This is a genomic window from Neorhizobium sp. DAR64860/K0K1 (assembly GCF_050500205.1).
GTDB lineage: Bacteria > Pseudomonadota > Alphaproteobacteria > Rhizobiales > Rhizobiaceae > Neorhizobium > Neorhizobium soli.
The window spans coordinates 124,649-147,586 of record NZ_CP191458.1 but is presented as its reverse complement, the minus strand read 5'-3'; the positions used below and the strand labels follow the sequence as shown (position 1 = coordinate 147,586).

21 protein-coding genes are annotated in these 22,938 nt (G+C 62.0%); 10 read left to right on the top strand and 11 right to left on the bottom strand.

Features of this window, described 5'->3' with window-relative positions; genetic code table 11:
* Positions 1 to 114: 114 nt before the first annotated feature.
* The 5 genes from pobA to ACQY1J_RS00650 form a co-directional block, all read right to left on the bottom strand.
* On the bottom strand, positions 115 to 1,284 hold the full coding sequence (gene pobA, locus ACQY1J_RS00670) for a 4-hydroxybenzoate 3-monooxygenase (protein ID WP_430249701.1): 1,170 nt from the start codon (positions 1,282 to 1,284) through the stop codon (positions 115 to 117).
* 200 nt (positions 1,285 to 1,484) lie between these two features.
* Complete coding sequence (locus ACQY1J_RS00665) at positions 1,485 to 2,096, bottom strand: NIPSNAP family protein (RefSeq protein WP_430249699.1); 612 nt, start codon at positions 2,094 to 2,096, stop codon at positions 1,485 to 1,487.
* The gene (locus ACQY1J_RS00660) at positions 2,093 to 3,811 is read right to left on the bottom strand and encodes an FAD-dependent oxidoreductase (RefSeq protein ID WP_430249981.1); all 1,719 of its coding nucleotides are present in this window, start codon (positions 3,809 to 3,811) and stop codon (positions 2,093 to 2,095) included. The genes ACQY1J_RS00665 and ACQY1J_RS00660 overlap by 4 nt, the downstream gene beginning before the upstream one ends.
* A gap of 75 nt (positions 3,812 to 3,886) precedes the next feature.
* Positions 3,887 to 4,723, bottom strand: coding sequence for an IclR family transcriptional regulator (locus tag ACQY1J_RS00655; RefSeq protein ID WP_430249697.1), 837 nt, complete (start codon positions 4,721 to 4,723; stop codon positions 3,887 to 3,889).
* Positions 4,720 to 5,817, bottom strand: coding sequence for a Gfo/Idh/MocA family protein (locus tag ACQY1J_RS00650; protein ID WP_430249696.1), 1,098 nt, complete (start codon positions 5,815 to 5,817; stop codon positions 4,720 to 4,722). Before ACQY1J_RS00650 ends, ACQY1J_RS00655 begins: the two co-directional genes overlap by 4 nt.
* 139 nt (positions 5,818 to 5,956) lie before the next feature.
* Between ACQY1J_RS00650 and ACQY1J_RS00645 the strand changes: the two genes are divergently transcribed.
* The 8 genes from ACQY1J_RS00645 to ACQY1J_RS00610 all read left to right on the top strand — a co-directional run bounded on the left by ACQY1J_RS00645 (position 5,957) and on the right by ACQY1J_RS00610 (position 14,165).
* On the top strand, positions 5,957 to 7,687 hold the full coding sequence (locus tag ACQY1J_RS00645; RefSeq protein ID WP_430249695.1) for an FAD-dependent oxidoreductase: 1,731 nt from the start codon (positions 5,957 to 5,959) through the stop codon (positions 7,685 to 7,687).
* Complete coding sequence (locus tag ACQY1J_RS00640; RefSeq protein ID WP_430249694.1) at positions 7,684 to 8,571, top strand: NAD-dependent epimerase/dehydratase family protein; 888 nt, start codon at positions 7,684 to 7,686, stop codon at positions 8,569 to 8,571. Before ACQY1J_RS00645 ends, ACQY1J_RS00640 begins: the two co-directional genes overlap by 4 nt.
* 108 nt (positions 8,572 to 8,679) lie before the next feature.
* Positions 8,680 to 9,492 carry a shikimate dehydrogenase family protein gene (locus ACQY1J_RS00635; protein ID WP_430249693.1) on the top strand — a complete coding sequence of 271 codons (813 nt, stop codon included), beginning with the start codon at positions 8,680 to 8,682 and terminating at the stop codon, positions 9,490 to 9,492.
* Positions 9,493 to 9,609: 117 nt separating this feature from the next.
* Positions 9,610 to 10,737 (top strand): ABC transporter substrate-binding protein, encoded by a 1,128-nt coding sequence (locus ACQY1J_RS00630; RefSeq protein ID WP_113166124.1) that lies wholly within the window; start codon positions 9,610 to 9,612, stop codon positions 10,735 to 10,737.
* A 99-nt stretch (positions 10,738 to 10,836) separates the two neighbouring features.
* Positions 10,837 to 11,715 carry a branched-chain amino acid ABC transporter permease gene (locus tag ACQY1J_RS00625; RefSeq protein ID WP_062459345.1) on the top strand — a complete coding sequence of 293 codons (879 nt, stop codon included), beginning with the start codon at positions 10,837 to 10,839 and terminating at the stop codon, positions 11,713 to 11,715.
* A complete protein-coding gene (locus tag ACQY1J_RS00620) occupies positions 11,712 to 12,686 on the top strand; it encodes a branched-chain amino acid ABC transporter permease (protein WP_062459343.1) in 975 nt (324 codons plus the stop codon). The genes ACQY1J_RS00625 and ACQY1J_RS00620 overlap by 4 nt, the downstream gene beginning before the upstream one ends.
* Entirely contained in the window at positions 12,683 to 13,441 is a 759-nt protein-coding gene (locus ACQY1J_RS00615; RefSeq protein WP_062459341.1) for an ABC transporter ATP-binding protein, read from the top strand. Before ACQY1J_RS00620 ends, ACQY1J_RS00615 begins: the two co-directional genes overlap by 4 nt.
* Position 13,442: 1 nt before the next feature.
* Complete coding sequence (locus ACQY1J_RS00610) at positions 13,443 to 14,165, top strand: ABC transporter ATP-binding protein (protein ID WP_430249690.1); 723 nt, start codon at positions 13,443 to 13,445, stop codon at positions 14,163 to 14,165.
* Positions 14,166 to 14,205: 40 nt separating this feature from the next.
* On the opposite strand, the gene ACQY1J_RS00605 is transcribed toward ACQY1J_RS00610, so the two are convergent.
* From ACQY1J_RS00605 to ACQY1J_RS00595, 3 genes are read right to left on the bottom strand one after another with little or no spacing between them, the layout of a single operon-like run.
* Positions 14,206 to 14,949 (bottom strand): SDR family NAD(P)-dependent oxidoreductase, encoded by a 744-nt coding sequence (locus ACQY1J_RS00605; RefSeq protein ID WP_430249689.1) that lies wholly within the window; start codon positions 14,947 to 14,949, stop codon positions 14,206 to 14,208.
* Complete coding sequence (locus ACQY1J_RS00600) at positions 14,942 to 15,721, bottom strand: SDR family NAD(P)-dependent oxidoreductase (protein ID WP_430249688.1); 780 nt, start codon at positions 15,719 to 15,721, stop codon at positions 14,942 to 14,944. The genes ACQY1J_RS00605 and ACQY1J_RS00600 overlap by 8 nt, the downstream gene beginning before the upstream one ends.
* Entirely contained in the window at positions 15,718 to 17,421 is a 1,704-nt protein-coding gene (locus ACQY1J_RS00595) for an FAD-dependent oxidoreductase (protein WP_430249687.1), read from the bottom strand. The genes ACQY1J_RS00600 and ACQY1J_RS00595 overlap by 4 nt, the downstream gene beginning before the upstream one ends.
* 116 nt (positions 17,422 to 17,537) lie before the next feature.
* Here ACQY1J_RS00595 and ACQY1J_RS00590 point away from each other — a divergent pair, with 116 nt between their 5' ends.
* Together ACQY1J_RS00590 and ACQY1J_RS00585 are read left to right on the top strand one after the other, a co-directional pair.
* Positions 17,538 to 18,437, top strand: a complete 900-nt coding sequence (locus ACQY1J_RS00590; RefSeq protein ID WP_430249685.1) for a helix-turn-helix domain-containing protein — start codon at positions 17,538 to 17,540, stop codon at positions 18,435 to 18,437.
* Positions 18,438 to 18,522: 85 nt separating this feature from the next.
* Positions 18,523 to 19,086 carry an NIPSNAP family protein gene (locus tag ACQY1J_RS00585; RefSeq protein ID WP_430249684.1) on the top strand — a complete coding sequence of 188 codons (564 nt, stop codon included), beginning with the start codon at positions 18,523 to 18,525 and terminating at the stop codon, positions 19,084 to 19,086.
* 18 nt (positions 19,087 to 19,104) lie between these two features.
* On the opposite strand, the gene ACQY1J_RS00580 is transcribed toward ACQY1J_RS00585, so the two are convergent.
* The 3 genes from ACQY1J_RS00580 to ACQY1J_RS00570 form a co-directional block, all read right to left on the bottom strand.
* Positions 19,105 to 20,379, bottom strand: coding sequence for an MATE family efflux transporter (locus ACQY1J_RS00580; RefSeq protein ID WP_202048838.1), 1,275 nt, complete (start codon positions 20,377 to 20,379; stop codon positions 19,105 to 19,107).
* Between the two features lie 150 nt (positions 20,380 to 20,529).
* Positions 20,530 to 21,564 (bottom strand): L-threonine 3-dehydrogenase, encoded by a 1,035-nt coding sequence (tdh, locus tag ACQY1J_RS00575; protein WP_113111568.1) that lies wholly within the window; start codon positions 21,562 to 21,564, stop codon positions 20,530 to 20,532.
* A 44-nt stretch (positions 21,565 to 21,608) separates the two neighbouring features.
* Positions 21,609 to 22,799: a glycine C-acetyltransferase gene (locus ACQY1J_RS00570; protein ID WP_062459309.1), complete on the bottom strand. Its 1,191-nt coding sequence runs from the start codon at positions 22,797 to 22,799 to the stop codon at positions 21,609 to 21,611.
* Between the last annotated feature and the right edge of the window lie 139 nt (positions 22,800 to 22,938).

Sequence of the window (22,938 nt, the reverse complement as noted above, 5' to 3'; positions counted from 1 at the left end):
ATGACGCATGTCGACGAATACAACAGTTTATCACGTTTGCGATGAGCAATGATCGCGATCGGCGTGTATGGCGGCCGCTCCGCAGCTTCGGCCTACAACTCTTTCCGACGGAGCCTAATAGGGCATGCCGACATAGTTTTCGGCGAGTGCTGTTGCTGCAGCCTTCGAGCTTACGAGATAATTGAGTTCCGCTTCCTGGATTTTCCGATCGAACTCGCCGGCTTCGGGGAAGCGGTGCATCATCGTCGTCATCGACCAGGAGAAGCGCACGGCGCCCCATACCCGTTTGAGGGCTCGCATCGAATAGGCGTCGATCGCCGCGGCTGATTTCTCTAAGAAATACTCCTGCAGCCCCTCGAACAGGTAGAACACGTCACTGGTTGCAAGGTTCAGCCCCTTGGCGCCGGTCGGGGGCACGATATGCGCGGCATCGCCGACCAGGAACAGGCGGCCGATCCGCATCGGCTCGGCAACGAAGGACCGCAACGGCGCGATCGATTTTTCGAATGAGGGGCCGACGACCATGCTTTCCGCATGCTCCGCCGGCAACCGCCGACGCAGTTCGTCGTAGAAGCGCTCATCCGACCAATCCTCGATCTTCTCGTCCAGTCCGCACTGGATATAGTAGCGGCTGCGGCTGGCCGAGCGCATCGAACACAGTGCGAAACCGCGGCTGTGATTGGCGTAGATCAGTTCGTGGCTGACCGGCGGCACATCCGCCAGGATCCCGAGCCAGCCGAACGGATAGACCCGTTCGAACGTCGTGAGACTGTGCTCCGGCACCGATTTACGGCTGATGCCGTGGTAACCGTCGCAGCCGGCGATGAAATCGCAGTCGATCCGGTGGCTGACGCCCTCTCTTTCGAATGTCACGTACGGGTTCGTTCCATCGAAGTCATGCGGCGCTACGTTTTCGGCACTATAGATCGTGGTTGCGCCGGAGGCTTCGCGCTGATCCATCAGGTCGCGGGTGACTTCGGTCTGGCCGTAAACCAGCACGCGTTTTCCTGTTAGCCCGAACAGGTCTATGCGGTGGTCGCGGCCGTCGAAGGCAAGCGAGAACCCGTCATGTGGGAGGCCGTCCCTGTGCATCCTGTCCGCCGCACCGGCACGCTCCATCATGCTGACCATGCCTTCCTCCAGCACGCCCGCCCGCACCCGGCCAAGGATGTAGTCCTTGCTCACCCTGTCGAGAATGACGTTTTCGATACCGGCATTGGTCAGCAGTTGGCCAAGCAAGAGACCCGAAGGGCCAGAACCGATGATGGCGACTTGGGTGCGCATGAAATCCTCCGTAGATCTTGGGGTCTCTTTAAGCGCACCCGCAGGCGTTTGAACAATGGACTATACGGCCAATCTATAGGACTGATGCCGGTCCGCCTTCACGCAGAAAAGCAACGCTCGCCGGACACGGAGAGCGGCAGGATGACGTCCCGACGTCTCGTACCAGGCCGTCGCGATGATGGCCTGCCCGATCAGTGCCTTCACTTCAGCGGCGAGAAGGGTAGCGGCATGGCGATCTGGCTGGTCATTTCAGGTGTCAGCCAGTCGGGACCGCCCTTCGGTGGCCACTTGCCGTCGGCGACCGATTTTCCGCGGGCGTCGGTGCGGGCGGCAAGGCTGGCATAGGGCCAGACTTGGGTGAGCCGCGGCCTGCCGTCGAGCCCATACATGGCAACGGTGAGCTTCGAATAGGCCTCGCGCCCGGGCACCGCATCGGCCCATTTTTCCGCGGTCGGCGTGATGCCGTTGATCCGGGTGTGATAGGTGCGGAACTCATAGATCGGACCGAACGTGCCGGCCTTGATGGGGGCCAGGAATTCCAGCGCGCGGTAGCTTTCCATGCTGAGCGAAACCAGTTGCTCGACGCAGCCGAAGGGGTTGTCGCTACGCAACGCCCGCTCGCGCTCGCCGTAGAGACTATCGAGACTGTCGAAGGCGCGCAGCAGGAAGATACGGTTCAGCGAGCCGATATCGGTGCCCCAGGCTCCGCAGAGGCGCCCCTCGCCTGCGGCAACCCAGGCTTCGATCCCAGGCGTTGCCTTGCCAGCGCCAAAGATCACCGTGTCGAGCGTCGCAAGTTCATAAAGGCTCATTCCATTTCCTCCTGTGAAATTGTCTCGGATACCGTGACGGGCTGGCCGGACAGAACCCGACCGGCGATGTATCCGAACGTCATGCCCGGACCGAGTGTGATGCCGCCGGACGGGTAATTGCCGCCCATGATCGACGTCATGTCGTTGCCGACAGCAAACAGACCGGGGATTGCCTCGCCGCCCGCGTCCAGAACCCGCGCCTGCGGATCGGTGCGAAGGCCAGCGAAGCTTCCGAGCGATCCGGGCACGATCTTCACCGCGTAAAACGGCCCATGGGCAAGCGGGGCAAGCGATGGATTGGGCGCGTGGTCGGCATCGCCCTGGACCCGGTTGTAGGCGGACCGGCCGCGCCCGAATTCGGGGTCTTCGCCACGCTCAGCATATCGATTGAAAGTCGCGACCGTGTCTGTGAGAGCTACTTCGGGAATGCCGCAGACCGCGGCAAGTTCGGCCAGCGTTCGGCCTCTTTTGAGGTAGCCGGAACGGATCGCGGGGCCGAGAGGAAACGGAAACGGCTTTGCCCATCCAAGGCCCCAGCGCCGCTGTGCCTTGTGGTCGGCAATCAGCCAGGCAACGGGCGGGCTTGCCTGCGGCGTCGCATCGAGCAGCGCCTTGGTGAAGTCGTGATAACTGTCCGCCTCGTTGACGAACCGCCTGCCCGACGTTGTAACCGCGATGATGCCGGGCTTGGCGCGTTCGATCAGATGCGGGAAATGGGCAACGCTGCCATCCGGCCGTGTCACCAGCGACACCGGCGCCAACGCCATGGCCGAGGCGAGATCGGCCGAAACGGTGGCGCCGACGGTTTCCCCCAGCCGCAATCCGTCGCCCGTATTGCTGCGGGGTGCGGCCGAAAAATGCCCCTCGCCGCCGCCGGCCGATCCGGCAAGCGCGGTCAGGCGGTCGCGGTCATGCGGAAAACCACCGGTCGCCAGCACGACGCCGCGCGCCGCATGAACGATCGTATCGCCACCGTCAGTGCCCAGCCGCGCGCCGACGACCCGATCGCCATTCCGCAACAGCTCTTTTGCCGGCGCCTGTTCCATCATCGAAACGCCGAGATCGAGCGCCGAGCGCAGCAAACGGGCAACTAGAGCATTGCCGTTGACGAGATGCATGCCGCGGCGGTGCAATGCAAGATCGCGAAAATGCCGGACGAGCCGGCCCGCTGCGTACAGCCCCGAACGCGGCTTGCGGGTTGCCTTGAAGAAATGTCCGATGTCGGCACCGCTTGCCAGCCCCATGCCCCAGAGGCTGGCGACGTCGAGCGGCGGGCGGAGCTTGTCGATCCATGGACCGAGACGCCGCCCGTCATACGGGGCCGCGGTCACCGACCGGCCACCCTTCAGAGCACCGGGCGTGTCGTGGAAATCCGGCACGCGATTGCCGTCCACCCAGCGGACCTCCGTATGATCCTGAAAGAAGGAAACCATTTCCGGACCCTTGTCCAGGAAGGCCGCGACGCGCGGATCACCGTAACGGTTGCCGAGTTCGCTGCGCAGGTATCCGCGCGGCCCCTCCGGTGGTTCGTCTATTCCGGCGGCCCGCGCCAGAGGATTGCGGGGTATCCAGAGCCAGCCGCCCGACCAAGCCGATGTACCGCCGAAAACAGAAGCCTTTTCAGCGACGATGACCTTGCAGCCGTAGTGCGCTGCCGTCACCGCCGCCGCGAGCCCGGCAGCGCCGGAACCGATGACGAGAACATCACAGGTCATGGTGTTCACAGATTGCCGTTCCATCCATCCCCGCCTTACGTACATGCCCGGACAAGACAGTGGAACGGCGCGTTGCTACGCGGTCTTCCGTTCCATTCCTCTGGCCGGCTCAACCGCCTTCACGACTGCCTGAAAATATTGCGATCCCGAGGCTGCCTCGCCGAGTTCGATGGCCGCGGCCTGGAGCCGGGGTGCGAGCACCGCCATCCGCTCCGCCGTCATCCGCACGGCCGGGCCGGCGATCGAGAGACATCCGAGCACCTGACCATGGCCGTGATACCGGACCGGAACGGCCATAGCCGCCATGCCGGCGATATAGCTATCCACCGCCGTCGCGTAACCGAGCGCGCGGGCCTGAGCCAGTTGTTCCAACAGGAGCGTAAGGCTGCGCGGGGCGTTCGGTCCCGTGCCTTCCGCCTGTCGCAAAAGCCCTTGGCCGGAGACAAGCGACAGCGCCTCTTCATCACTCATCGACGAAAGCCACGCCTTACCGCCGGCGGAACTCGCCAGATGCACGACCACGCCCTGTTCCTGGCCCGGATCGTAACGGAGGCCACGTGTTGCCCCCTGCGCCACCGCCACCCAAGTCAAGCGGTCGCCATCGATGACCGAAAGCCGGATCAACTCGCCGGAATGGGCTGCCAGTTCGTCGAGCACCGGCTGCGCCACATCCGTAATGCCGGCACGGCCGAGAAACCCGACGCCCATGGCCGGCAGCTTGATAGTCAGGGCGTAATCGCCCTGCGCCTGCGCCTGGCGCACGTAACCGAGCCGCGCGAGCTCCTGCAAAGTCCGGTGTACGCCGCTTGCCGGCTGATCGATTTCGCTGGCGATCGCCGACACGGTGAGGCCGGCCGGATGATTGACCAGCAGTTCGATGATGGCGAGGGATTTTCCGAGAACGCTGCTCATGGACCCATTCCGTTGTTGAACACGGTTCCACTAAGGCTTTCGAGCGGTGAAAGGTCAACTGTGACGGACTGTCCGGTATCGGCTGCCGTGCGGATCGCATCGAGCACGATCAGGTTGGCCGTCGCGTCCCGTACTGACACGATCGGCGTGCCTGACCCGTCCATCAGATCGGCAAAATGGGAAAGCTGGCGCTCGTAGGGGTCGGCCTGGATGACATCGAGTACTGTCGGTCGCAACTTCTCAGTCCAGTCCGGCTCGCCCTTCGGTTCCCAGAGCGTCAGATCGGGCAGCGAGAGGCCAGCTTTGCTGCCGGCATAATGATGGGCGGTTACCGGATGAGCTGGAAAGCGTGCCGGATTTTCCGCCGCTGTCAGGTCCCAGGCCCAGGGGCCGACCGCGGTATCGGAAATGCACAGGGTCGCGATCCCGCCATCGACAAAGGAGAGATTGACCGCCGCCGTATCCTCGACGGCAAAACCGCGGCGCGCATGGCTGGCGATCGCCTGGACCTGCGCAATCTCGCCGAAGAAATGCCGCAGCAGATCGATTTCGTGGACCATGTTGATCAGCAGTGGCCCGCCGGCGCCCGGAGTTCTGCGCCACGCGGCCTCGAAGTATCCGGCCGGCTTGGCAAGCGAACAGGTCACGGTCGCCATCACCAGATCGCCAATCCGGCCGGCATGGATCGCCGCATGGGCTGCGCGGATGATCGGGTTATGGCGGCGGTGGTGACCGATCAGAAGCGGCAGACCGGTCTCGTCGGCAATCGCGATCAGCCTCAGCGCCGAAGCCAGGCTTTCGGCGACCGGCTTTTCCAGAAGCACAGGAATACCGGCCCGCAACAAAGCTTCGGATACGGGGAGATGCGTCTCGTTCGGAGTGGCGACGATCGCCGCGCGAGCGAGACTCGAATCGATCAGGGCCTCGGAGGACGGTAGGCAGGGAATGCCAAGCGAGGCAGCGAGAACAGAACCCGCCGGCATCGGGTCGACGATCGCCGTCAGGCGAAAACGGGGCATTCCGGCCAGCGTATCGATATGCGTGCGGCCGATGGCACCGGCTCCAATTACCGCAATGTCGATTACACGTCCCATCCAGATCCTCCCCGATCGAATGTGAGGTATCAGACGAACAACAAAAATGGAACTGGTTTTTATTATTGAATGTCATTCCATAATTTGTGATGGTGACCACAGAAGACTGGCCTGTCTCGTCTTTTGGGAGGATTGTCACATGCAACATGCACTGACGAAAGTCGGGCCAGATTACGATGTCGTCGTACTGGGAGCTGGCGCAGGAGGCATGTCTGCCGCCATCTTTGCCGCGATGGAAGGCGCACGTGTCCTTTTGGTCGAGCGCACCGAATATCTCGGCGGCACGACCTCCTATTCCGCCGCGACCACGTGGATCCCGCTTACCCGTCACGCGCAGGCCATGGGTGCCGACGACAGTCGCGATAAGGTTTCAGGCTTTCTCGATCGCGCTGTCGGCAACCACAGCTCCAAATCCGTGCGCGATGCGTTTGTTGCAGCCGGGAAAGGTGTGGTCGATGCGCTGGAAGACAAAACGGACGTCAAATTCCGTGCGCGCCCTTTTCACCCCGACTATCTTTACGAGCTGGAGGGCGCCACGTCCTTCGGGCGGGCTCTCGAACCTTTGCCGTTCGATGCATCGGCGCTCGGGAAAGACCTGCATCTCATCCGTCCGCCCATCCCGGAATTTACCATTCTCGGCGGCCTCATGGTGGACCGTGACGACATCGCCCATCTGATGAAAATCGGCAAATCGGCGAAGTCGACCGCTTACTCGGCTCGACTGATCGGACATTACTACCTGGACAAGATCCGCCATGGCCGCGGAACGCGGCTGGTGATGGGCAATGCTCTCATCGGCAGGATGCTGCTTGCCGCGCGCAAGCTTGGGGTCGCCATCCTCACCGAAACCGAGGCATTGGCGTTCACGACCGGGCCTCACGGCGTAACAGGCGTGACACTCCGTCAGAAGGATACCGAACGGCAGATTCACGTCACGGGCGGTTTGATCCTCGCCTCCGGCGGCTTTGCCCGTCACCCGACCATGCGTGCAGACAAGTTGCCGCAACCACTGCCCGAGTTTAGCCCGTCGGCACCCGGTCATACGGGCACGCTGCATGATCTCGCCTTTAACGCGGGCGCCTATCACGGCGACACGGCGGCGCAGCCGTGCTTCTGGGCGCCGGTCTCGCATCGCAAGCGCGCCGATGGCTCGATCGCGGTTTTTCCGCATTTCGTCTTCGACCGTTCCAAACCCGGCATCATCTCGGTTGGCCGCGACGGTCGTCGCTTTGTCAACGAAAGCACCAGCTACCACCTGTTCGTGTCGGCCATGTATGCGGCGAACAAGGACGGCAGCCATGTGCCCACCTATCTGATTGCCGACGCTGCGGCGCTGAAGAAATACGGCATGGGGATGATACGGCCCGGCGGTGCGAACATTGCCCCCTATCTTGCCGATGGCTACCTGACCGAGGCTGCAACGCTCGATGAACTGGCAGGAAAGCTCGGCATCGACGCTGCCGGCCTGAACGACAGCGTGGCCAGGATGAACGCCTATGCGAGGAGCGGCACGGACGCAGATTTCGCCCGCGGCACCACCGTCTACGAAAGGGCCAACGGTGATCCGACGCATGGGCCCAATCCGACGCTCGGGCCGCTCGAGACGGCGCCCTATTATGCCGTCAAACTCTGGCCTGGCGATATCGGCTCGGCCATAGGCCTGGTCGGCGACGAAAATGCTCAGCTTCTCCGCCGCGACGGATCGGCAATTCCGGGCCTTTATGCCTGCGGCAACGATTTGCAGTCGATCATGGGCGGGGTCTATCCCGGCCCAGGCATCACAGTCGGCCCGGCGATCGTGTTCGGGGCCATCGCCGCCCGTCATGCAGCCCGCCGCGCCGTCGCTGCTCGCAAGGGAGAGGCTGCATGAGCCTCGTCCTTGTGACCGGCGGAACCGGCTTCGTCGGCCTGCGAACCGTCAGGGCATTGCAGGCGGCCGGGCACCGGGTCCGGATCTTCGACCTGGCTCCCAAGCCGGAACGACTATCCGTCATGGATGGCGTCGAGATCGTCTCGGGCGACATCACCGATGCCGCCGCGGTGGCGAAAGCTGCCGATGGATGCAACGGAATTGTCCATCTCGTCGGCCTGATGACGGTCGATTGTGCCCGCAGCCCGGCGCTCGGCACGCGCGTCAATCTTCTAGGCAGCATCAATGTGTTCGAGGCGGCAAAGGCAAAGCGCCTACCGGTTGCCTATCTGAGCTCGGCCGGCGTGTTCGGACTCGACGATGCCGTCAATCCAAGGCCGATGACGGTCTATGGGGCGACAAAGCTTGCGGTCGAAGGCATGGCGCGGGCCTATCTGCTCGACCACGGCATCCCGAGCCTCGGCCTTCGCCCCTACATCGTCTACGGCCCCGGCGAGAGCGCTGGCATCGCGGCTGGTCCGTCGATCGCGCTTGGAGCAGCCGTGCGCCGCGAACCGGCTGAAATCCGTTTTTCTGGCCGCGTCGGCTTCGTTTACGTCGACGACGTGGCCCGGATCCTTTCGACCGCGATGACAGTGCCGCTGGAAGGAGCGACCGTTCTGACGATGGCCGGCGATACGGTGGAGATGACCGATTTTGTCGCCGAACTCAGTCACCAGTCCGGCTGGAACGAGATCCGGATCAGCGGACCGCCCTTGCGTATTCCCGCCGATTTGGCGTCGGACCCGGTGCCACACATCCTCGGCAATCAGCCTGTCACGACCGTCAGCAACGGCATCGCCCGGGCCTTGGCCGAACTGAAGGAGACCGCCGGTGTTGAATAGTCCAACGTTTCGCCCCCATCGTCCATTTGCCGACGACGGAGCCTATGTTTTTGTCGAGCTTGAGAACGACCGGACAAGGGTCGGATCGCATGCCGAGGGGAGGAAGGCGTGAGTATACATATAAAGGTCGACGGGGAGACCAAGCTCTTCCCGATCATCGGCCATCCGATCGGACAGGTGAAATCGCCCGCTTCGCTCAGCCAGATCATGGCCGATCGCGGCTTTAACGGCATCGTCGCACCGGTCCATATTCTCCCCGAAGACCTGGCCGGCTGGCTGTCGCAGGCAAAGAGCATGCGCAATGTCGCGGGCATCATTGTCACGGTACCGCACAAAGTCCCCTGCCTCGAATTCTGCGCCCGCATATCGGCCCGCGCAAAGGCATCCGGCGCCGTCAACATCATGATCCGCGATGGCGACGACTGGGTAGGCGACGCAACCGACGGACACGGCTGCCTTGACGGTATCGCAGCCCAAGGCTTCCAGATCGCCGGCAAGTCTGCGCTTCTGGTCGGTACCGGCGGCGCCGGAGCGGCCATCGCCTACGAAATCTTGGCGCGCGGCGCCTCGGAACTGGCCCTCCACGATCTCGACACGCACAAGCGCGATGCGTTGATCGCGCAGTTGAACAAGGCATTTCCGGGTCGTGCGCGAATAGGCTCAACAGATCCACGCGGTTTTGCACTGGTCGCCAATGCCACGCCACTTGGCATGCGTGAGACCGATCCCCTGCCGGTGCAGACGGATCTTCTGACCGCAGACCAGTTCGTCTCGGACGTCGTGACGCGGCCGGCCGTGCCGCCGCTGATTGCTGCTGCCCGCGACAAGGGCTGCGGCACCATGTCCGGGTCAGGCATGTTCGACGCCCAGGCCGTGCTGCTGGCCGATCTGTTGATGGGGACACGCACGATCGACGCCTAGGCGATCGAGACGAAGACACCGCAGGCCCGGCTTTACGCACGGGCAGGAGGGATACGGCGACAAGGGAGGAGACCTGGCCGCCGGGACGGAAATATCGATCAGCCAAGGAGGAAGGTCATGATCAGAAAACTAATCACCACGACTGCAATGGTACTGGCGCTCGGCGCAATGCCGGCGCTTGCGGAACTGAAGGTCGGCTCGATCGTCGAGTTGTCCGGACCCGGTGCCGCGGCTGGCACCAACTTCCGCGATGGCGTGAAGATGGGCTTTGAGGAAATCAATGCCCAGGGCGGCATTCTCAAGGAGCCGGTCAAGGTTCTGGAATATGACAGCCAGACCGACCCACAGGTTTCGCGCGCCATGGTCCAGAAGGGAATTGACGACGGTATCTACGCGATCATGGGAACGGTGTTCTCGTCATCAACCGTGGTCAACATGCTGGTCGCGCGTCAGGCCGGCATTCCGCAGTTCACCGGCTCCGAGGCTCCGTCCATCGTCGCCATGAAAAACCCCTACATCTTCCGCACCGCCTTCGGCTCGCAAAAGGGCGTGCCGAAACTTGCCAAATACATGTCCGAGACGATGGGCCTGAAAAAGGTCGGCGTCGCCTGGGCCAATACCGAATTCGGCAAGGGCGGCCACAAGGCTTTCGTCGATGCGATGAAGGCTGCCAATATCGAGATCGTCGTCGATGTGCCGTCCGAACAGGCGCAGGCTGACTTTTCCGCCGACGTGCTGAAGCTGAAGGGCTCCATGGCCGAAGCCTTCTTCATCTATTACACCGAAGAAGAAAGCGCCCGCTTCCTGCGCGAAGCCCGCAAGCAAGGCCTGAACAAACCCCTTCTCGGCGAAACTACTCTGATCGGCCACAAGGTCATCGAACTTGCCGGCGATGCAGCCAACGGCGCTATGGGCCATGTCGGCCTGACGCCCGATGCCGATATCCCCGCCGTCAAGGAAATGGTGGAGCGCTTCAAGACGAAGTTCAAGTACACGCCCGACCACAATGCCATCAAAGGCTACACCGCCGCCTGGACGCTGAAATACGTCACGGAAATGGTCGGCAAGCCGGACAGCAAGGCCATCGCGGAAAAGCTGCACGGTCTCAAGCTGACAGCCAAGGAGCACCCCGGCGTCCTGATGGATGTGAGTTGGGACGACACCGGCGAGATGTCGCGCGAAAGCTTTGTCGTGAAAGTCGAGAACGGCAAACAGGTGGTCCAGGCGGTGCTGCCGCCGAACTGATGCTGATCGCATGACGAGACAAGTGCCGGCGGTTCGCGCCGCCGGCACGTCGTCATCAATCCTGCACGTCACCGATTACCAGCCCGTGAGGACGACCCCATGGCCGAGTTTATCCAGATTATTGTCTCCGGTCTCGCCGCCGGCTCCATCTACGCGCTTGCGGCAGTCGGCTTCACCCTGTTGTGGCAGGCATCGCAAACCATCAACTTTGCCCAGGGCGAGTTCGTCATGCTGCCAGCGTTTTTCGTGCTGGTTGGTATGACAGTGTTCGGCCTGCCGCTATGGCCCTCCGTGGCGCTGGCGCTCGCGCTGTCGCTTCTTATCCTCGGCGTGGCCTTCAAGCGGCTGATCGTCGAACCGATGCTGCCGCACGGAACGCTGCCGCTGGTCATCGCCACCATTTCGCTGGGCCTCCTGATGAAGGAAAGCGTCAAGGAATTTTACGGCGCGACCGCCCAGCCCTTCCCTGCGATCTTTCCGCAGACGGTCTACGAGATCGCCGGTGCCAGCGTTTCGATGCAGGATATCGGCAATCTCGTTGTCTCGATGCTCGCGATCGGCAGCCTGCAGCTCTTTCTCAACCGAACACGGACCGGCCGATGCATGCAGGCCAGCGCCCAGAATCCGGCGGTCGCCGAAATCCTTGGCGTCAACGTCAAGCGCATGGTGCTCTATACATTTCTGATTAATGCCGGCCTTGCCACTGTCGCCTCGGTGCTGATCTCGCCGATCTATCTCGCCAAGTTTTCCAATGGTGAAACGCTCGGCCTCGTCGCTTTCATCGCCGCCATCGTCGGCGGGTTCAACCAGATCCGTGGCGCTCTGGTGGGCGGTCTGCTGATTGGCGTGATCGACAATCTATCGGCTGTCTACATCTCCGCCCAGTACCGCTCGGCCATGCCGCTTCTGCTGCTGATCGCCATCATCCTCTTGCGTCCGCAGGGCCTGCTCGGCACCTCGGAAGGGAGAACCGTATGATCCGCCTGAAACCGTTTCTGCTTCTGCTGGGTATTGCTGCCCTCGTCGCCGCTCCGATCGGCCAGGGCAACTACATTGTCTACACGCTGGCCTCGTGGCTGATTTTCTCGATCACCGCCATGGGTCTCAACCTGACGCTCGGTTATGCCGGCCAAGTCAGCCTGGCGCAGGCCGCCTTCATGGGCATCGGCGCCTACATCACCGCGCTGATGACACTCAACGGCATTCACTGGGGACTGGCCGTGATCGTGTCGATCGCAGCAAGCTTCGCGGTCGGCTTGCTGCTCGGCTACCCCGCGCTGCGGGTTCAGCACCACTTCCTCGCCTTCGTCACGCTTGCCTTCAACACGCTGTTGTTCCTCGTGCTGCGCAACGAGGAAGAGATAACCGGCGGGTCGTTCGGCCTTGTGGGCATGCCTCGGCCGTCGTTTTTCGGTATCACCACCGACAGCAACATCGCATTCTACTATTTCACGCTGGTCTGCTTCGTCGTGTCCGCTAGCGCCATGTGGTGGATCCTGCGGTCCCCTTGGGGTCGAGCCTTCAGGGCGCTGCGGGAAAATCCAATCCGCGCCGAAAGCCTCGGCCTTAAGGTTCGACGCCAGACACTGCTCGCCTTTGCCATCGGCTCTGCGTTCGGCGGTCTTGCCGGCGCGCTGCAGGCACCGCTGGTGCAGTTCATCGAGCCCAGCAGCTTTGCACTGATCCATTCCCTGAAAATCCTGCTGATGGTGGTGGTCGGCGGTTCGGGCTTCTTCTTCGGCCCGATGCTGGGTGCCGCCGTGGTGATTCTCCTGCCGGAACTGCTGCGCTTCACGGAAGGCTATTACCTGATCATCTACTCGACGCTGGTGATCGTCCTGATGGTGTTTTCGCCAACCGGCCTGATCGGGGCCGGCAAGAAACTCGCGGAAAGGTTCCGGCCCAAGCATGAAGCCCGCCGGGACCTCAAACAGGGAGTCCAGCTATGAATGCGGCGGCCCAGGAGGTCATTCTTTCGGTTCACAACATCTCAAAACGGTTCGGCGGCATCCGCGCCGTCCACCAGGTCAGCTTCGATGTGCATAAAGGCGAGATCCTCGGATTGATCGGCCCGAACGGATCGGGCAAATCGACGCTGTTCAACTGCATTCTTGGCCAGTCGAAGCCGACCGAGGGTCACTGCCAGATCAACGGCAAGTCCACCGATGGCGTAAGGCCTGCCGACCTGTCTCTGATGGGGGTCGGCCGCACCTTCCAGCAGCTCTCGGTCTTCCCCAACATGACGGTGCTCGACAATGTCATTGTGGCCGGCCAGGAGCACGAAGGTTCGATGCTGTCGCGCCTGTTCGGCAAATCGGATGCCGGACTGACGACGAAGGCCGAACAGCTGATCGAGTTCTTCCGGTTGACGCCTTACCGCGATACGCCGGCGGGCTCGCTCTCCTATGGCCAGCAAAAGCTGGTGGATGCCGCCATGGCCTTCATGGCGGGACCCGGCATCGTACTTCTCGACGAGCCGGCCGGCGGCGTTAACCTGACCATGCTCGGGCACCTCAAGGACCGGCTGATCACCTACAACCGCGAACACGGCACAACCTTCGTGGTCATCGAGCACAATATGGAGTTCGTCATGTCGCTCTGCACCCGCGTCATCGTGCTGGCGCAGGGCGAGATCATCGCCGAGGGGACACCGGATGAAATTCGGGCGAACCAATTGGTCATCGACGCGTATCTCGGAGGCTGACATGCTGGAAGTGAAAAACCTCAATGGCGGTTACGGCCGCATCACAATCCTCAACGGGACGTCTTTCAGCATACCGAAAGCGTCCATCACCACGGTGATCGGTCCGAACGGCGCTGGCAAATCCACGGTGTTCAAGGCGATCTTCGGGTTGCTCAACATCAATTCCGGCTCCATCCACCTGGAAGGCGAGGACGTGACGCGTAAGCGCCCGGCCGAGATGATTACCCGTGGCGTTACCTACGTGCCACAGGGCCGCAATGTCGTGCCGCAACTGTCCGTGCTGCACAATCTCGAACTCGGCGGCATCACCGCCAAGGATCAGGCGCGGGTGAAAATGCGGATGGAACAGGTCATGGACCAGTTCCCGATGCTGCGCCAGCGCAAGGACCAGAAGGCAATCGAGCTCTCCGGCGGCCAGCAGAAACAGCTTGAGATCGCCCGCGCGCTGCTGCTCGATCCGAAGCTGATCCTGATCGACGAACCGTCGATCGGCCTGTCGCCCAATCTCGTGCAGGAGGTGTTCCAGACGCTGACCCGCCTGCGCGACCAGGGCGTAACGATCCTGATGGTCGAACAGAATGCCAAGGCGGCGCTCGCCATGTCCGATTACGGGCTGGTGCTGGAACTCGGCCAGACGCGTATGTTCGACAAGTCGGATAAGCTGCTCAATGATCCGCGTGTCGGCCAGCTGTTTCTCGGCGGTCACATCGAGGATGCCGCCTGATCGATCCTCGCGATCGCATAACCTTTTCGGCGACGCGTTCTCAAGGGGACGCGTCGCCGAAATCACCGAACGCGGTCCAGCCGCCGTCGACCGGCAGCACCACGCCGGTGATCGCCGATGCCGCTGGAGAGGCTAGAAAATTGACGGCGGCCGCCACCTCCTCGGCCATGATCAGTCGCCCGATCGGCGTGCGGCGGCGAAGCGTTGGCAGATCGATCCGGCCTGCGGCCGCCAGCTTTTTGACGAGCGCCGTCTGCACGAAAGCCGGCGCAACGGCATTGACCCGCACACCCCGCCCTGCCCACTCGCAGGCCATTGCCCGTGTCATTGCAACAATCCCGGCCTTGGCAGCGCCATAGGCGTTGCGCTTGGGAAGACCGGTCAGCCCTGCAATCGAGGACAGGTTAACGATTGCGCCATCGCTACGCGCGACCATGCCACGCGCTACTTCCCGCGACATCAGAAACGTGCCGGCCAAATGCACGTCGAGGACGCGACGGAACGCCTCTATCCCCTGCTCCAGCGTTGGCAGGTGGCTGTCGCCGATCCCGGCATTGTTGACCAGCACATCGAACGGCGCTGAACCAGCGACCGATTCCACCTGCGCCTCATCGGTCACATCGCAGGCCATGCCGCGATGGACATCGCCCAATTCGGCCGCCCGCTCAGCAGCCTTATCGCCGTCGATATCGGCGATGGTGATGCGGTGGCCGCTTTGAGCAAGCGCTCGCGCAATTGCCAGGCCGATCCCGTCGGCGCCGCCGGTGACGAGGGCTTCACGCATAACCAGGCCTCGGTACCAGTCCCATCAGCGATTGCGACAGCCCCCCATCGACGAGGATGTCCTGTCCCGTGATGTAGGATGCGCGCGGCGAGGCGAGAAACAAAGCCGCGTCTGCCAGATCTTCGGGGCTTGCGATACGGCCGACGGGGACCATGGCTTCGCGTCGCGCTTTGACCTGCGGATCGGCGTAGAAGGTTTCGGAAAGCGCCGTGCGCACCAGTCCCGGGCTCAACGTATTCGAGCGGATGCCCTTCGGTCCCCATTCATAGGCAAGCTGGCGCGACAGCATCAGGATTGCCGCCTTCGATGCGGAATAGGCGCCGCTTGCGGGCTGAGGGTAGCTGCCGGAGATGCTCGCCACATGCATCAAGGCGCCCCGTCCGCGGGACATCATGCCGCGACCGAACGCCTGCGCAGTCACAAGATAACCCGTGAGGTTGACGGAAAGCATCGCCGACCAGTCGGCCTCGGAGACGCTTTCGAGCGGGCCGGGCCGCAGAATTCCGGCGTTGTTGATCAGGATATCGGCGCCTCCCTGCGCCTCGACCGCCGCCGCCGCTGCGGCAACGTCGTCTGCCCGCGACACATCACAGGGAAGCGAAAAACTGCCCGTACCCAGTTCAACAGCGAGCGGCGCCGTCTGCGCCTCATCCCGGTCGAGCAGCACGACCCGCACCCCTTGAGCAGCGAAGGCGCGTGCCAGCCCCTGACCGATGCCACCTCCAGCCCCGGTGATGACGGCCGTCTTACCCTCCAGTCCAAGCCAGCTCATGCAGGGTCTCCCTCCGCCGCCGGTGCAATGACTGCCAGAAAACGCCCGGTGATCCAGCCGAATGTCATCGCCGGGCCGAGAGTGATCCCGGCACCGGGATAATTGCCGCCCATGATCGAAGCCCGGTCGTTACCGACCGCAAACAGGCCATCGATCACCCGGCCATCCCGATCGACGACCGCGCCCTCCACTGTGGTTTTCAGTCCGTCGAACGTTCCGAGGTCGCCGATTTCCAACCGGACGGCGTAGAACGGCCCTTGCTCCACAGGCGCAACCGAAGGGTTGGGCTTGTGGTCGGGATCGGCAAGGTATCGGTTGAAGGTGGTCTCGCCGCGATGGAACTGTTCGTCTAGGCCTTGCCTGGCGCCCCGGTTGAATTCGGCCACGGTCGCATCCAGACCCGTCGCGTCGATCGCGCAGGCCTTGGCAAGATCGGTAAGTGTCTTTCCCTTCTTGAGGTAGCCGTTTCTCAGCCACGGCAGAAGCGGCACCGGCGCGGGCTTTGCGTGACCAAGACCATACTTGCGGATCGCCCGATGGTCGCAAATCAGCCACGCGCCCCCCTCGCCCGCCGCAACCATGGCAGCGCCGACATCGTGGTAGCTCTCGCTCTCATTGGTAAATCGCCGGCCATTGGACAGAACGGCGATCATGCCCGGCTTGTAGCGATCGAGCAGATGCGGAAAATAGCCTTTGCCCGGCACGCGGCTGATCGGCATCCAGGCGGCCGGCTGGGCGAATTCGGCATCGAATGCGCCGCCTGCCTCCTCGCCGAGACTGATGCCGTCACCGGTATTGCCCTCCGGTACCGGCGAAAAATGCTCACCGCCTGCCTTGAGATGGGCGTAGATCCCGGCTCGCCTCGCGAGATCCTGCGCATATCCTCCGCAAGCAAGGACTACGCCCCGCCGGGCGACGATACGGCCGGGTGACGCGCCACCGACCTCGACACCGGTGATACGACCACCGTCCTTGGTCATCCGTAGCGCCGGCGTCTCGGTCAGGATCGGAATATCGAGATCGAGACAGGCTGCGGCCAGCCGCGCTGCCAGCGCGTTGCCGCTCGTGACCTGGACGCCGCGGCCGTGACGCACAACCTCGCCGGCATGCGCGACAAGGCGTTTCATCACGTAGGAAAACGAGGTCAGCGATTTGGTGGCGTTGAAGAAATGCCGGATATCGGCATTGGACGAGTTGAACATCATGCCCATGAACGTGATCGAGCCGAGCGGCGGCCGCAGCCGCGCAAGATCGCTGCCGAGCACGCTGCTGTCGAAAGGCGCCGCCAGCACCGAGCGCCCGACATCGACGCCGCCATCCACCGTCGGGTGATAGTCCGGGTAAAGCGTGGGGACGAATTTCACCACCGTCTCGCGTTCGAACCAGTCGAGCATTTTCGGACCGGCCTCGAGAAACGCGTCGATCGTTTGCGCGTCGAACCAGTTCCCGGTCTCGGCCTTGAGGTAACGGCGCGCCGCGTCGCGCGTATCGCTCGGGTTGTTCGATTTCCCGTGCCGGTTTCCAGGTATCCACAGCACGCCACCCGAAAACGCCGTCGTGCCTCCGAACACAGGCTCCTTCTCGATCACGATCACGGAAAGGCCGTGTTTCCTCGCCGTGATCGCGGTGGCAAGCCCTCCCGCGCCCGATCCGACGACCAGCACGTCACAGACGTGCCCCTCCTCCCTCTTCGGCTCCATCCGCTTCTCCCGGTCGCGTTTGATGGAGATCTTGCTAACCCGCATACCGGGGATGACCAATGGACGCCGTCGCGCAATTGTTGCACTATTTGCCAGGGAGATAATGAGGAGGACACATGGGAAGCTTGGCCGCAGGCGGCATTCCGCTTTACTATCTCTATGGCGATCAGGGTGCCGACGTCGATCTGGACTTCCTGCATATTGAACCCCTGCGTGACCGCAGCGGGCCAAACGATTGGAGAATTCGTCCGCATGCCCATCCGGACCATATGCAGGTTCTGCTGGTCAGAGAGGGGGGTGGAACGATCCGCATGGAGGATCAGATCTCATTCATACCCGCGCCTGCCATCATGGTTGTTCCAGCCGGTATCGTGCACCAGATCGATTTTGATCCGGGGACTGACGGCTACGTGGTGACGGCCGCACTCGGTTGCCTGAAGGCAGCGTCGAGCTCGGACCCGCGGCTCGAAACGGCTGCATCGAGACCGGCAGTCTACCCGATCGAAGGAACCGGCGTCAGCATTCCGGCCGTCGTCGATACGTTTCACTGGCTGCATCGGGAATTCATCTGGTCGGCACCCGGCCGGCGCATATCGATGATGGCACACTACATGCGGCTGCTCGTGATCGTGCTGAGGCTTAACATCACCCATGACGAGACCGGTATATCCACGCCAGACCGGGGTTATGATCTGCTTTTGCGCTACAGGGCCCTTTTGGAGCGCCACTTCCGGACGGAGCGATCCTTGACCTTCTACGCGAAAGAGCTGGCGGCGACGCAGGCGCGGCTCAATGCTGCCTGCAAGGCGCGCGCCGGCAAGACCGCGTCGGACCTGCTCTACGAGCGGCTGTTGATGGAAGCCAAGCGCTACCTCGTCTATACCGAGAGCAGCGTCGCGCAGGTGGCCCATATGACCGGTTTCGACGACCCCGCCTATTTCAACCGCTTCTTTACCCAGCGTGTCGGGATCTCTCCGGGGACCTATCGCAAACAGGCGGCACGACAAGACAGCTGATCGGCTCAATTGTCCAATCTCTTGCAGGCCTTATCCATGTTCGCGGGCGGTCCGGCGTGCCAGGTTGACACGATGGGAGACGGTGATGATCCACGAATGGCGAACCTATCAGCTAAAGCCGGGCGCAACCGGCGAGTACCTCGCACTGCTTGCAGACCTCGGGCTTCCGCTTGTGACACGGCACCTGCCGCTTCTCGGCTACTGGCAGGCGGAAACCGGCCCTCTGAACGTGATCCACCATCTCTGGACCTATGCGGACTGGGCTGAACGCGAAGCATGCCGCGCCGCCCTCTCGAATGAAGAGGCTTGGGTAAACGGCTTCATCCCCCAGGCTTTCCCGATGGTGTTGCAGCAGCATAACTCTCTGGCGACGCTTGGGCGCGGATCACCCGTTTTCGACACGGCCGTCGCCGACCGTCACAGGCAGCATGGCCCACGGCCCGCAGGCACGCCCTTATTTGCCCCTGACTGTGCAGGATTGGTGACCGGGCATGCGCCGCCTGATGCGGTCGCGCTGCTCGAGCCGTTTTCCGGTTCAGTTAGAGGTCCACTTGCCCTGCTTCCACGTCACGCTGATCCGTTGAGGTTCGTCGGTGGGTATGACGGACAGCACACCGTGCTTCGCCCCTTGTCATTTTCGCCGCTATGAGCGCTGTGCAAATTGCCGCTACACCTGCGCAAATGTCTCTTTCAGTTTCAAGCCGAGCGTTACCGCACGCGCTATCATCAGGATCATCATCGCTGTCCACAACCCTTCATTTCCCCAGATCTGCTGCAGACCATAAGCGGTGGCGATGAAGATGCAGGTGGAGATGATCATGCTGTTGCGCATATCGCGGGCGCGCATGGCTCCGATCATGATGCCATCAAGCATGAAGCTGGTCACGGAAACGAGCGGCAACGCGATCAGGAAGGGAAGCAGGGCAATGGCGGCGGTACGGACATCTTCCTGATCGGTGAGGAGCGAGACGATCGATGAGCCAGCGAAGGCGTAAACGACCGAAAACAGAAACGCCACCAGCCCCGACCACACAAACGCGGCCTTGATCACCTGGGCAAGCGCCTTTTTTTGCCGCGCGCCGATGACTGAACCGACCAGGGTTTCAGTGGCGTTCGCAAACCCGTCCAACCCATAGGATGTAAAGCCGTGGAGGTTGAGAAGGATGGCATTGGCGGCGAGGATCGTGTCGCCTTCCTTGGCACCGCTGCGGGCAAACCAGCCGAAACAGAGCAGAAGGAAGAAGCTTCGCAGAAAGATGTCCCGGTTGACCGCGACCAGCCGTCGAAGCGCCAACCCGTCCAGCAGCTCTTTCATCCGCACTGCGGGATGCGCACCGAATGGCTTGATGATGAAGAGGCCTGCGATCAAGGCCACCCATTCGGCAACGGCGGTCCCCGCCCCTATGCCGGCGACACCCCAGTCGAAAACAAGAACCAGCGTGAGAGTTGCGAGCAAGTTGACGATATTAAGGGCGACTTGTAGCGCCAGTGAGATCATCACGCGCTGGCAACCGAGAAGGTAGCCGAGAAGGACAAAATTTCCGAGCGTCGCAGGCGCTGACCAGATTCTGGCGAATGCATAATCCGACGCGCTCCGGTAGACCGCTTCACTGCCGCCGAGGAATCCGAGTCCGATCTCGATGATCGGCTTTTGCAGCAGGATGATCACGGCACCGCCGGCAGCGGCGATAAGCAGCGCCCGAAACAGATGCATGCGCATGAGCGTGCTATCTTTGGCACCCCACGCCTGGGAGACCAGACCGGTCGTTGCCATGCGCAGAAAACTGAAACTCCAGAAAAGGAAATTGAACAGCACGCCGCTCAGCGCGACCCCGCCGAGAAAGAAAGACCCCGGGAGATGTCCAGCCACCATCGTATCGACAAGTGACAGGATCGGCTGAGCCAGATTTGCGAGAATGATGGGAAGCGCCAGAAAGACCATCCGACGGTTCCAGTTTTCATTTGCTCCCTGTTCCGGCAAGATGGTCATAAGCCGAAAGGGCCTAAGCAGAAGAGCTTCGCCTGCCCTCTAGTCTTGATCGACATCGTATTGCCCCCATCGGTCGGCTTTTTGTTGGACCTCATGTTGGCTTCACCAGTCCATGACGACCTTTCCGGAATTGCCGGAGCGCATGGCCTCGAACCCGTCTCTGAAGGAGTCGATGCCAATGCGATGGGTAATAAGAGGCGAAAGGTCGAGGCCGCCCTGCACGAAGGCGATCATCTTGTACCAGGTCTCGAACATTTCCCGCCCGTAGATGCCTTTGAGATTGAGCATCTTGAAGATCACTTTGTTCCAGTCGATCTCGAACCCGGTCGGCGCGATGCCGAGAATCGCAATCTTGCCGCCATTGTTCATCTTGTCGATCATGTCGCGGAAAGCAGGGGCCGCGCCCGACATTTCCAAACCGACATCGAAGCCCTCGGTCATCCCGATGCGCTTCATCACGTCCGACAGGTTTTCCTTGGACGCATCGACGACGTGGTCGATGCCGAGCTTTTCCGCAAGTGCCAGACGCACCGGGTTGATGTCGGTGATCACGACCTTGCGGGCGCCCGAGCGCTTGGCAACCATCGCACCCATGATGCCGATCGGACCGGCTCCGGTCACCAGGACGTCCTCGCCGACCAGATCGAAGGAGAGAGCGGTGTGCACGGCGTTGCCGAACGGATCGAAGATCGCGGCAATCTCGTCCGGCACATCATCCGGGATCGGCACGACATTGTCTTCGGGAATGCAGACGAATTCGGCAAAAGATCCGGGCCGGTGGACACCCACGCCCAACGTGTTGCGGCAAAGGTGTCCGCGCCCCGCGCGGCAGTTGCGGCACTTGCCGCAAACGATATGCCCCTCGCCGGAAACGCGCGCGCCGACCTGGACCTTGGTGACCGCAGAGCCCACCTGCGCGATCTCACCGCAGAACTCGTGGCCGACGACCATCGGCACCGGAATGGTTTTTTGGGCCCAACTGTCCCAGTTCCAGATATGAACGTCGGTGCCGCATATCGCGGACTTCTTCACCCGGATCAGCACGTCGTTGGGGCCGGGGTCCGGAACAGGGATATGCTCCATCCAGAGACCGGTTTCGGCTTTCGACTTGACGAGGGCGCGCATCATGTTGGTCATCGAAAAATTCCTGTCAATGAGTTGGATCGGTTCGGGCCGGGCGTCTACTCGATCACGCGCAGTTCCCTGCCGACCTCTTCGAACGCCGCAATGGCCCGGCGCACATCGTCCTCACTATGCGCCGCAGACATCTGGGTGCGGATACGGGCCTGGCCTTTGGGTACGACCGGGAAGGCGAAGCCGACGACGTAGACACCCTTTTCCAGCATCCTCGCCGCCATGTCCTGCGCCAGCGACGCATCGCCGAGCATGACGGGAATGATCGGATGCCCCTCGCCCGCCAACGTGAACCCAAGCTTGCTCATTTCATCGCGGAAGAGGCGGGAATTGGCTTCTAGCCGGGCGCGCAATGCGTCACCATTGTCGATCAGGTCAAACACCTTCAGCGAGGCGCTCGCAATCACCGGAGCGAGGGTGTTGGAAAACAGATAGGGACGCGAGCGCTGGCGCAGCCAGTCGACCACTTCCTTCTTGCCGGACGTATAGCCGCCGGATGCACCGCCGAGCGCCTTGCCGAGCGTGCCGGTGATGATATCCACCCTGCCCTCGACGCCGCAATGTTCCGCCGAGCCGCGACCGTGCTTGCCGACGAAGCCGACGGCATGGCTGTCATCGACCATGACCATGGCGCCATATTTCTCGGCAAGGTCGCAGACGCCCGCAAGATTGGCGATGATGCCGTCCATCGAAAACACGCCGTCTGTGGCGATCATCTTGAACCGGCTGCCTTCGGCCTTTTTCAGTTCCTCCTCCAGCGCCGCCATGTCGTTATTGGCGTAGCGGAAACGTTTCGCCTTGGAGAGGCGCACCCCGTCGATGATCGAAGCGTGGTTGAGTGCGTCCGATATGATCGCGTCCTCCTCGCCGAGAAGCGTCTCGAACAATCCACCATTGGCATCAAAGCAGGACGAATAGAGGATCGTATCCTCCAATCCCAGAAACTTCGAAATCCGGTCTTCGAGCTGCTTGTGCTCTTCCTGCGTCCCGCAGATGAAACGCACAGATGCCATGCCGTAGCCGTAACGATCCAGCGCGTTCTTGCCGGCTTCGACCAGTTCGGCGTTGTCGGCAAGGCCAAGGTAATTGTTGGCGCAAAAATTTAAAACCTTGCGACCAGATGCGACTTCGATCTCGCCGGCCTGTTTGGAAACGATCACCCGCTCGGTCTTGTAGAGACCCGAAGACCTCAGACCCGCAAGTTCGGTGGAGAGATGTGCGAGGAATGCGTTGCTCATTGTGAATGCAACCTTGTCTGCCTCCGACGCATCAGCGTCGCGGCTTGGAGAAATTCGGATATGGGACAGGAGAAGCGCGTTGACGCTCCTGCCTCCCCTGCCTCGACCTTAAGCTGCTCGGTCCGTTTGCCGGACGATG

Bases quoted from the DNA above. Each gene is read 5' to 3' on its own strand.
- pobA (WP_430249701.1), bottom strand. From the start codon at position 1,284: ATGCGCACCCAAGTCGCCATCATCGGTTCTGGCCCTTCGGGTCTCTTG.
- ACQY1J_RS00665 (WP_430249699.1), bottom strand. From the start codon at position 2,096: ATGAGCCTTTATGAACTTGCGACGCTCGACACGGTGATCTTTGGCGCT.
- ACQY1J_RS00660 (WP_430249981.1), bottom strand. From the start codon at position 3,811: ATGACCTGTGATGTTCTCGTCATCGGTTCCGGCGCTGCCGGGCTCGCG.
- ACQY1J_RS00655 (WP_430249697.1), bottom strand. From the start codon at position 4,723: ATGAGCAGCGTTCTCGGAAAATCCCTCGCCATCATCGAACTGCTGGTC.
- ACQY1J_RS00650 (WP_430249696.1), bottom strand. From the start codon at position 5,817: ATGGGACGTGTAATCGACATTGCGGTAATTGGAGCCGGTGCCATCGGC.
- ACQY1J_RS00645 (WP_430249695.1), top strand. From the start codon at position 5,957: ATGCAACATGCACTGACGAAAGTCGGGCCAGATTACGATGTCGTCGTA.
- ACQY1J_RS00640 (WP_430249694.1), top strand. From the start codon at position 7,684: ATGAGCCTCGTCCTTGTGACCGGCGGAACCGGCTTCGTCGGCCTGCGA.
- ACQY1J_RS00630 (WP_113166124.1), top strand. From the start codon at position 9,610: ATGATCAGAAAACTAATCACCACGACTGCAATGGTACTGGCGCTCGGC.
- ACQY1J_RS00625 (WP_062459345.1), top strand. From the start codon at position 10,837: ATGGCCGAGTTTATCCAGATTATTGTCTCCGGTCTCGCCGCCGGCTCC.
- ACQY1J_RS00620 (WP_062459343.1), top strand. From the start codon at position 11,712: ATGATCCGCCTGAAACCGTTTCTGCTTCTGCTGGGTATTGCTGCCCTC.
- ACQY1J_RS00615 (WP_062459341.1), top strand. From the start codon at position 12,683: ATGAATGCGGCGGCCCAGGAGGTCATTCTTTCGGTTCACAACATCTCA.
- ACQY1J_RS00610 (WP_430249690.1), top strand. From the start codon at position 13,443: ATGCTGGAAGTGAAAAACCTCAATGGCGGTTACGGCCGCATCACAATC.
- ACQY1J_RS00605 (WP_430249689.1), bottom strand. From the start codon at position 14,949: ATGCGTGAAGCCCTCGTCACCGGCGGCGCCGACGGGATCGGCCTGGCA.
- ACQY1J_RS00600 (WP_430249688.1), bottom strand. From the start codon at position 15,721: ATGAGCTGGCTTGGACTGGAGGGTAAGACGGCCGTCATCACCGGGGCT.
- ACQY1J_RS00595 (WP_430249687.1), bottom strand. From the start codon at position 17,421: ATGGAGCCGAAGAGGGAGGAGGGGCACGTCTGTGACGTGCTGGTCGTC.
- ACQY1J_RS00590 (WP_430249685.1), top strand. From the start codon at position 17,538: ATGGGAAGCTTGGCCGCAGGCGGCATTCCGCTTTACTATCTCTATGGC.
- ACQY1J_RS00585 (WP_430249684.1), top strand. From the start codon at position 18,523: ATGATCCACGAATGGCGAACCTATCAGCTAAAGCCGGGCGCAACCGGC.
- ACQY1J_RS00580 (WP_202048838.1), bottom strand. From the start codon at position 20,379: ATGGTCTTTCTGGCGCTTCCCATCATTCTCGCAAATCTGGCTCAGCCG.
- tdh (WP_113111568.1), bottom strand. From the start codon at position 21,564: ATGACCAACATGATGCGCGCCCTCGTCAAGTCGAAAGCCGAAACCGGT.
- ACQY1J_RS00570 (WP_062459309.1), bottom strand. From the start codon at position 22,799: ATGAGCAACGCATTCCTCGCACATCTCTCCACCGAACTTGCGGGTCTG.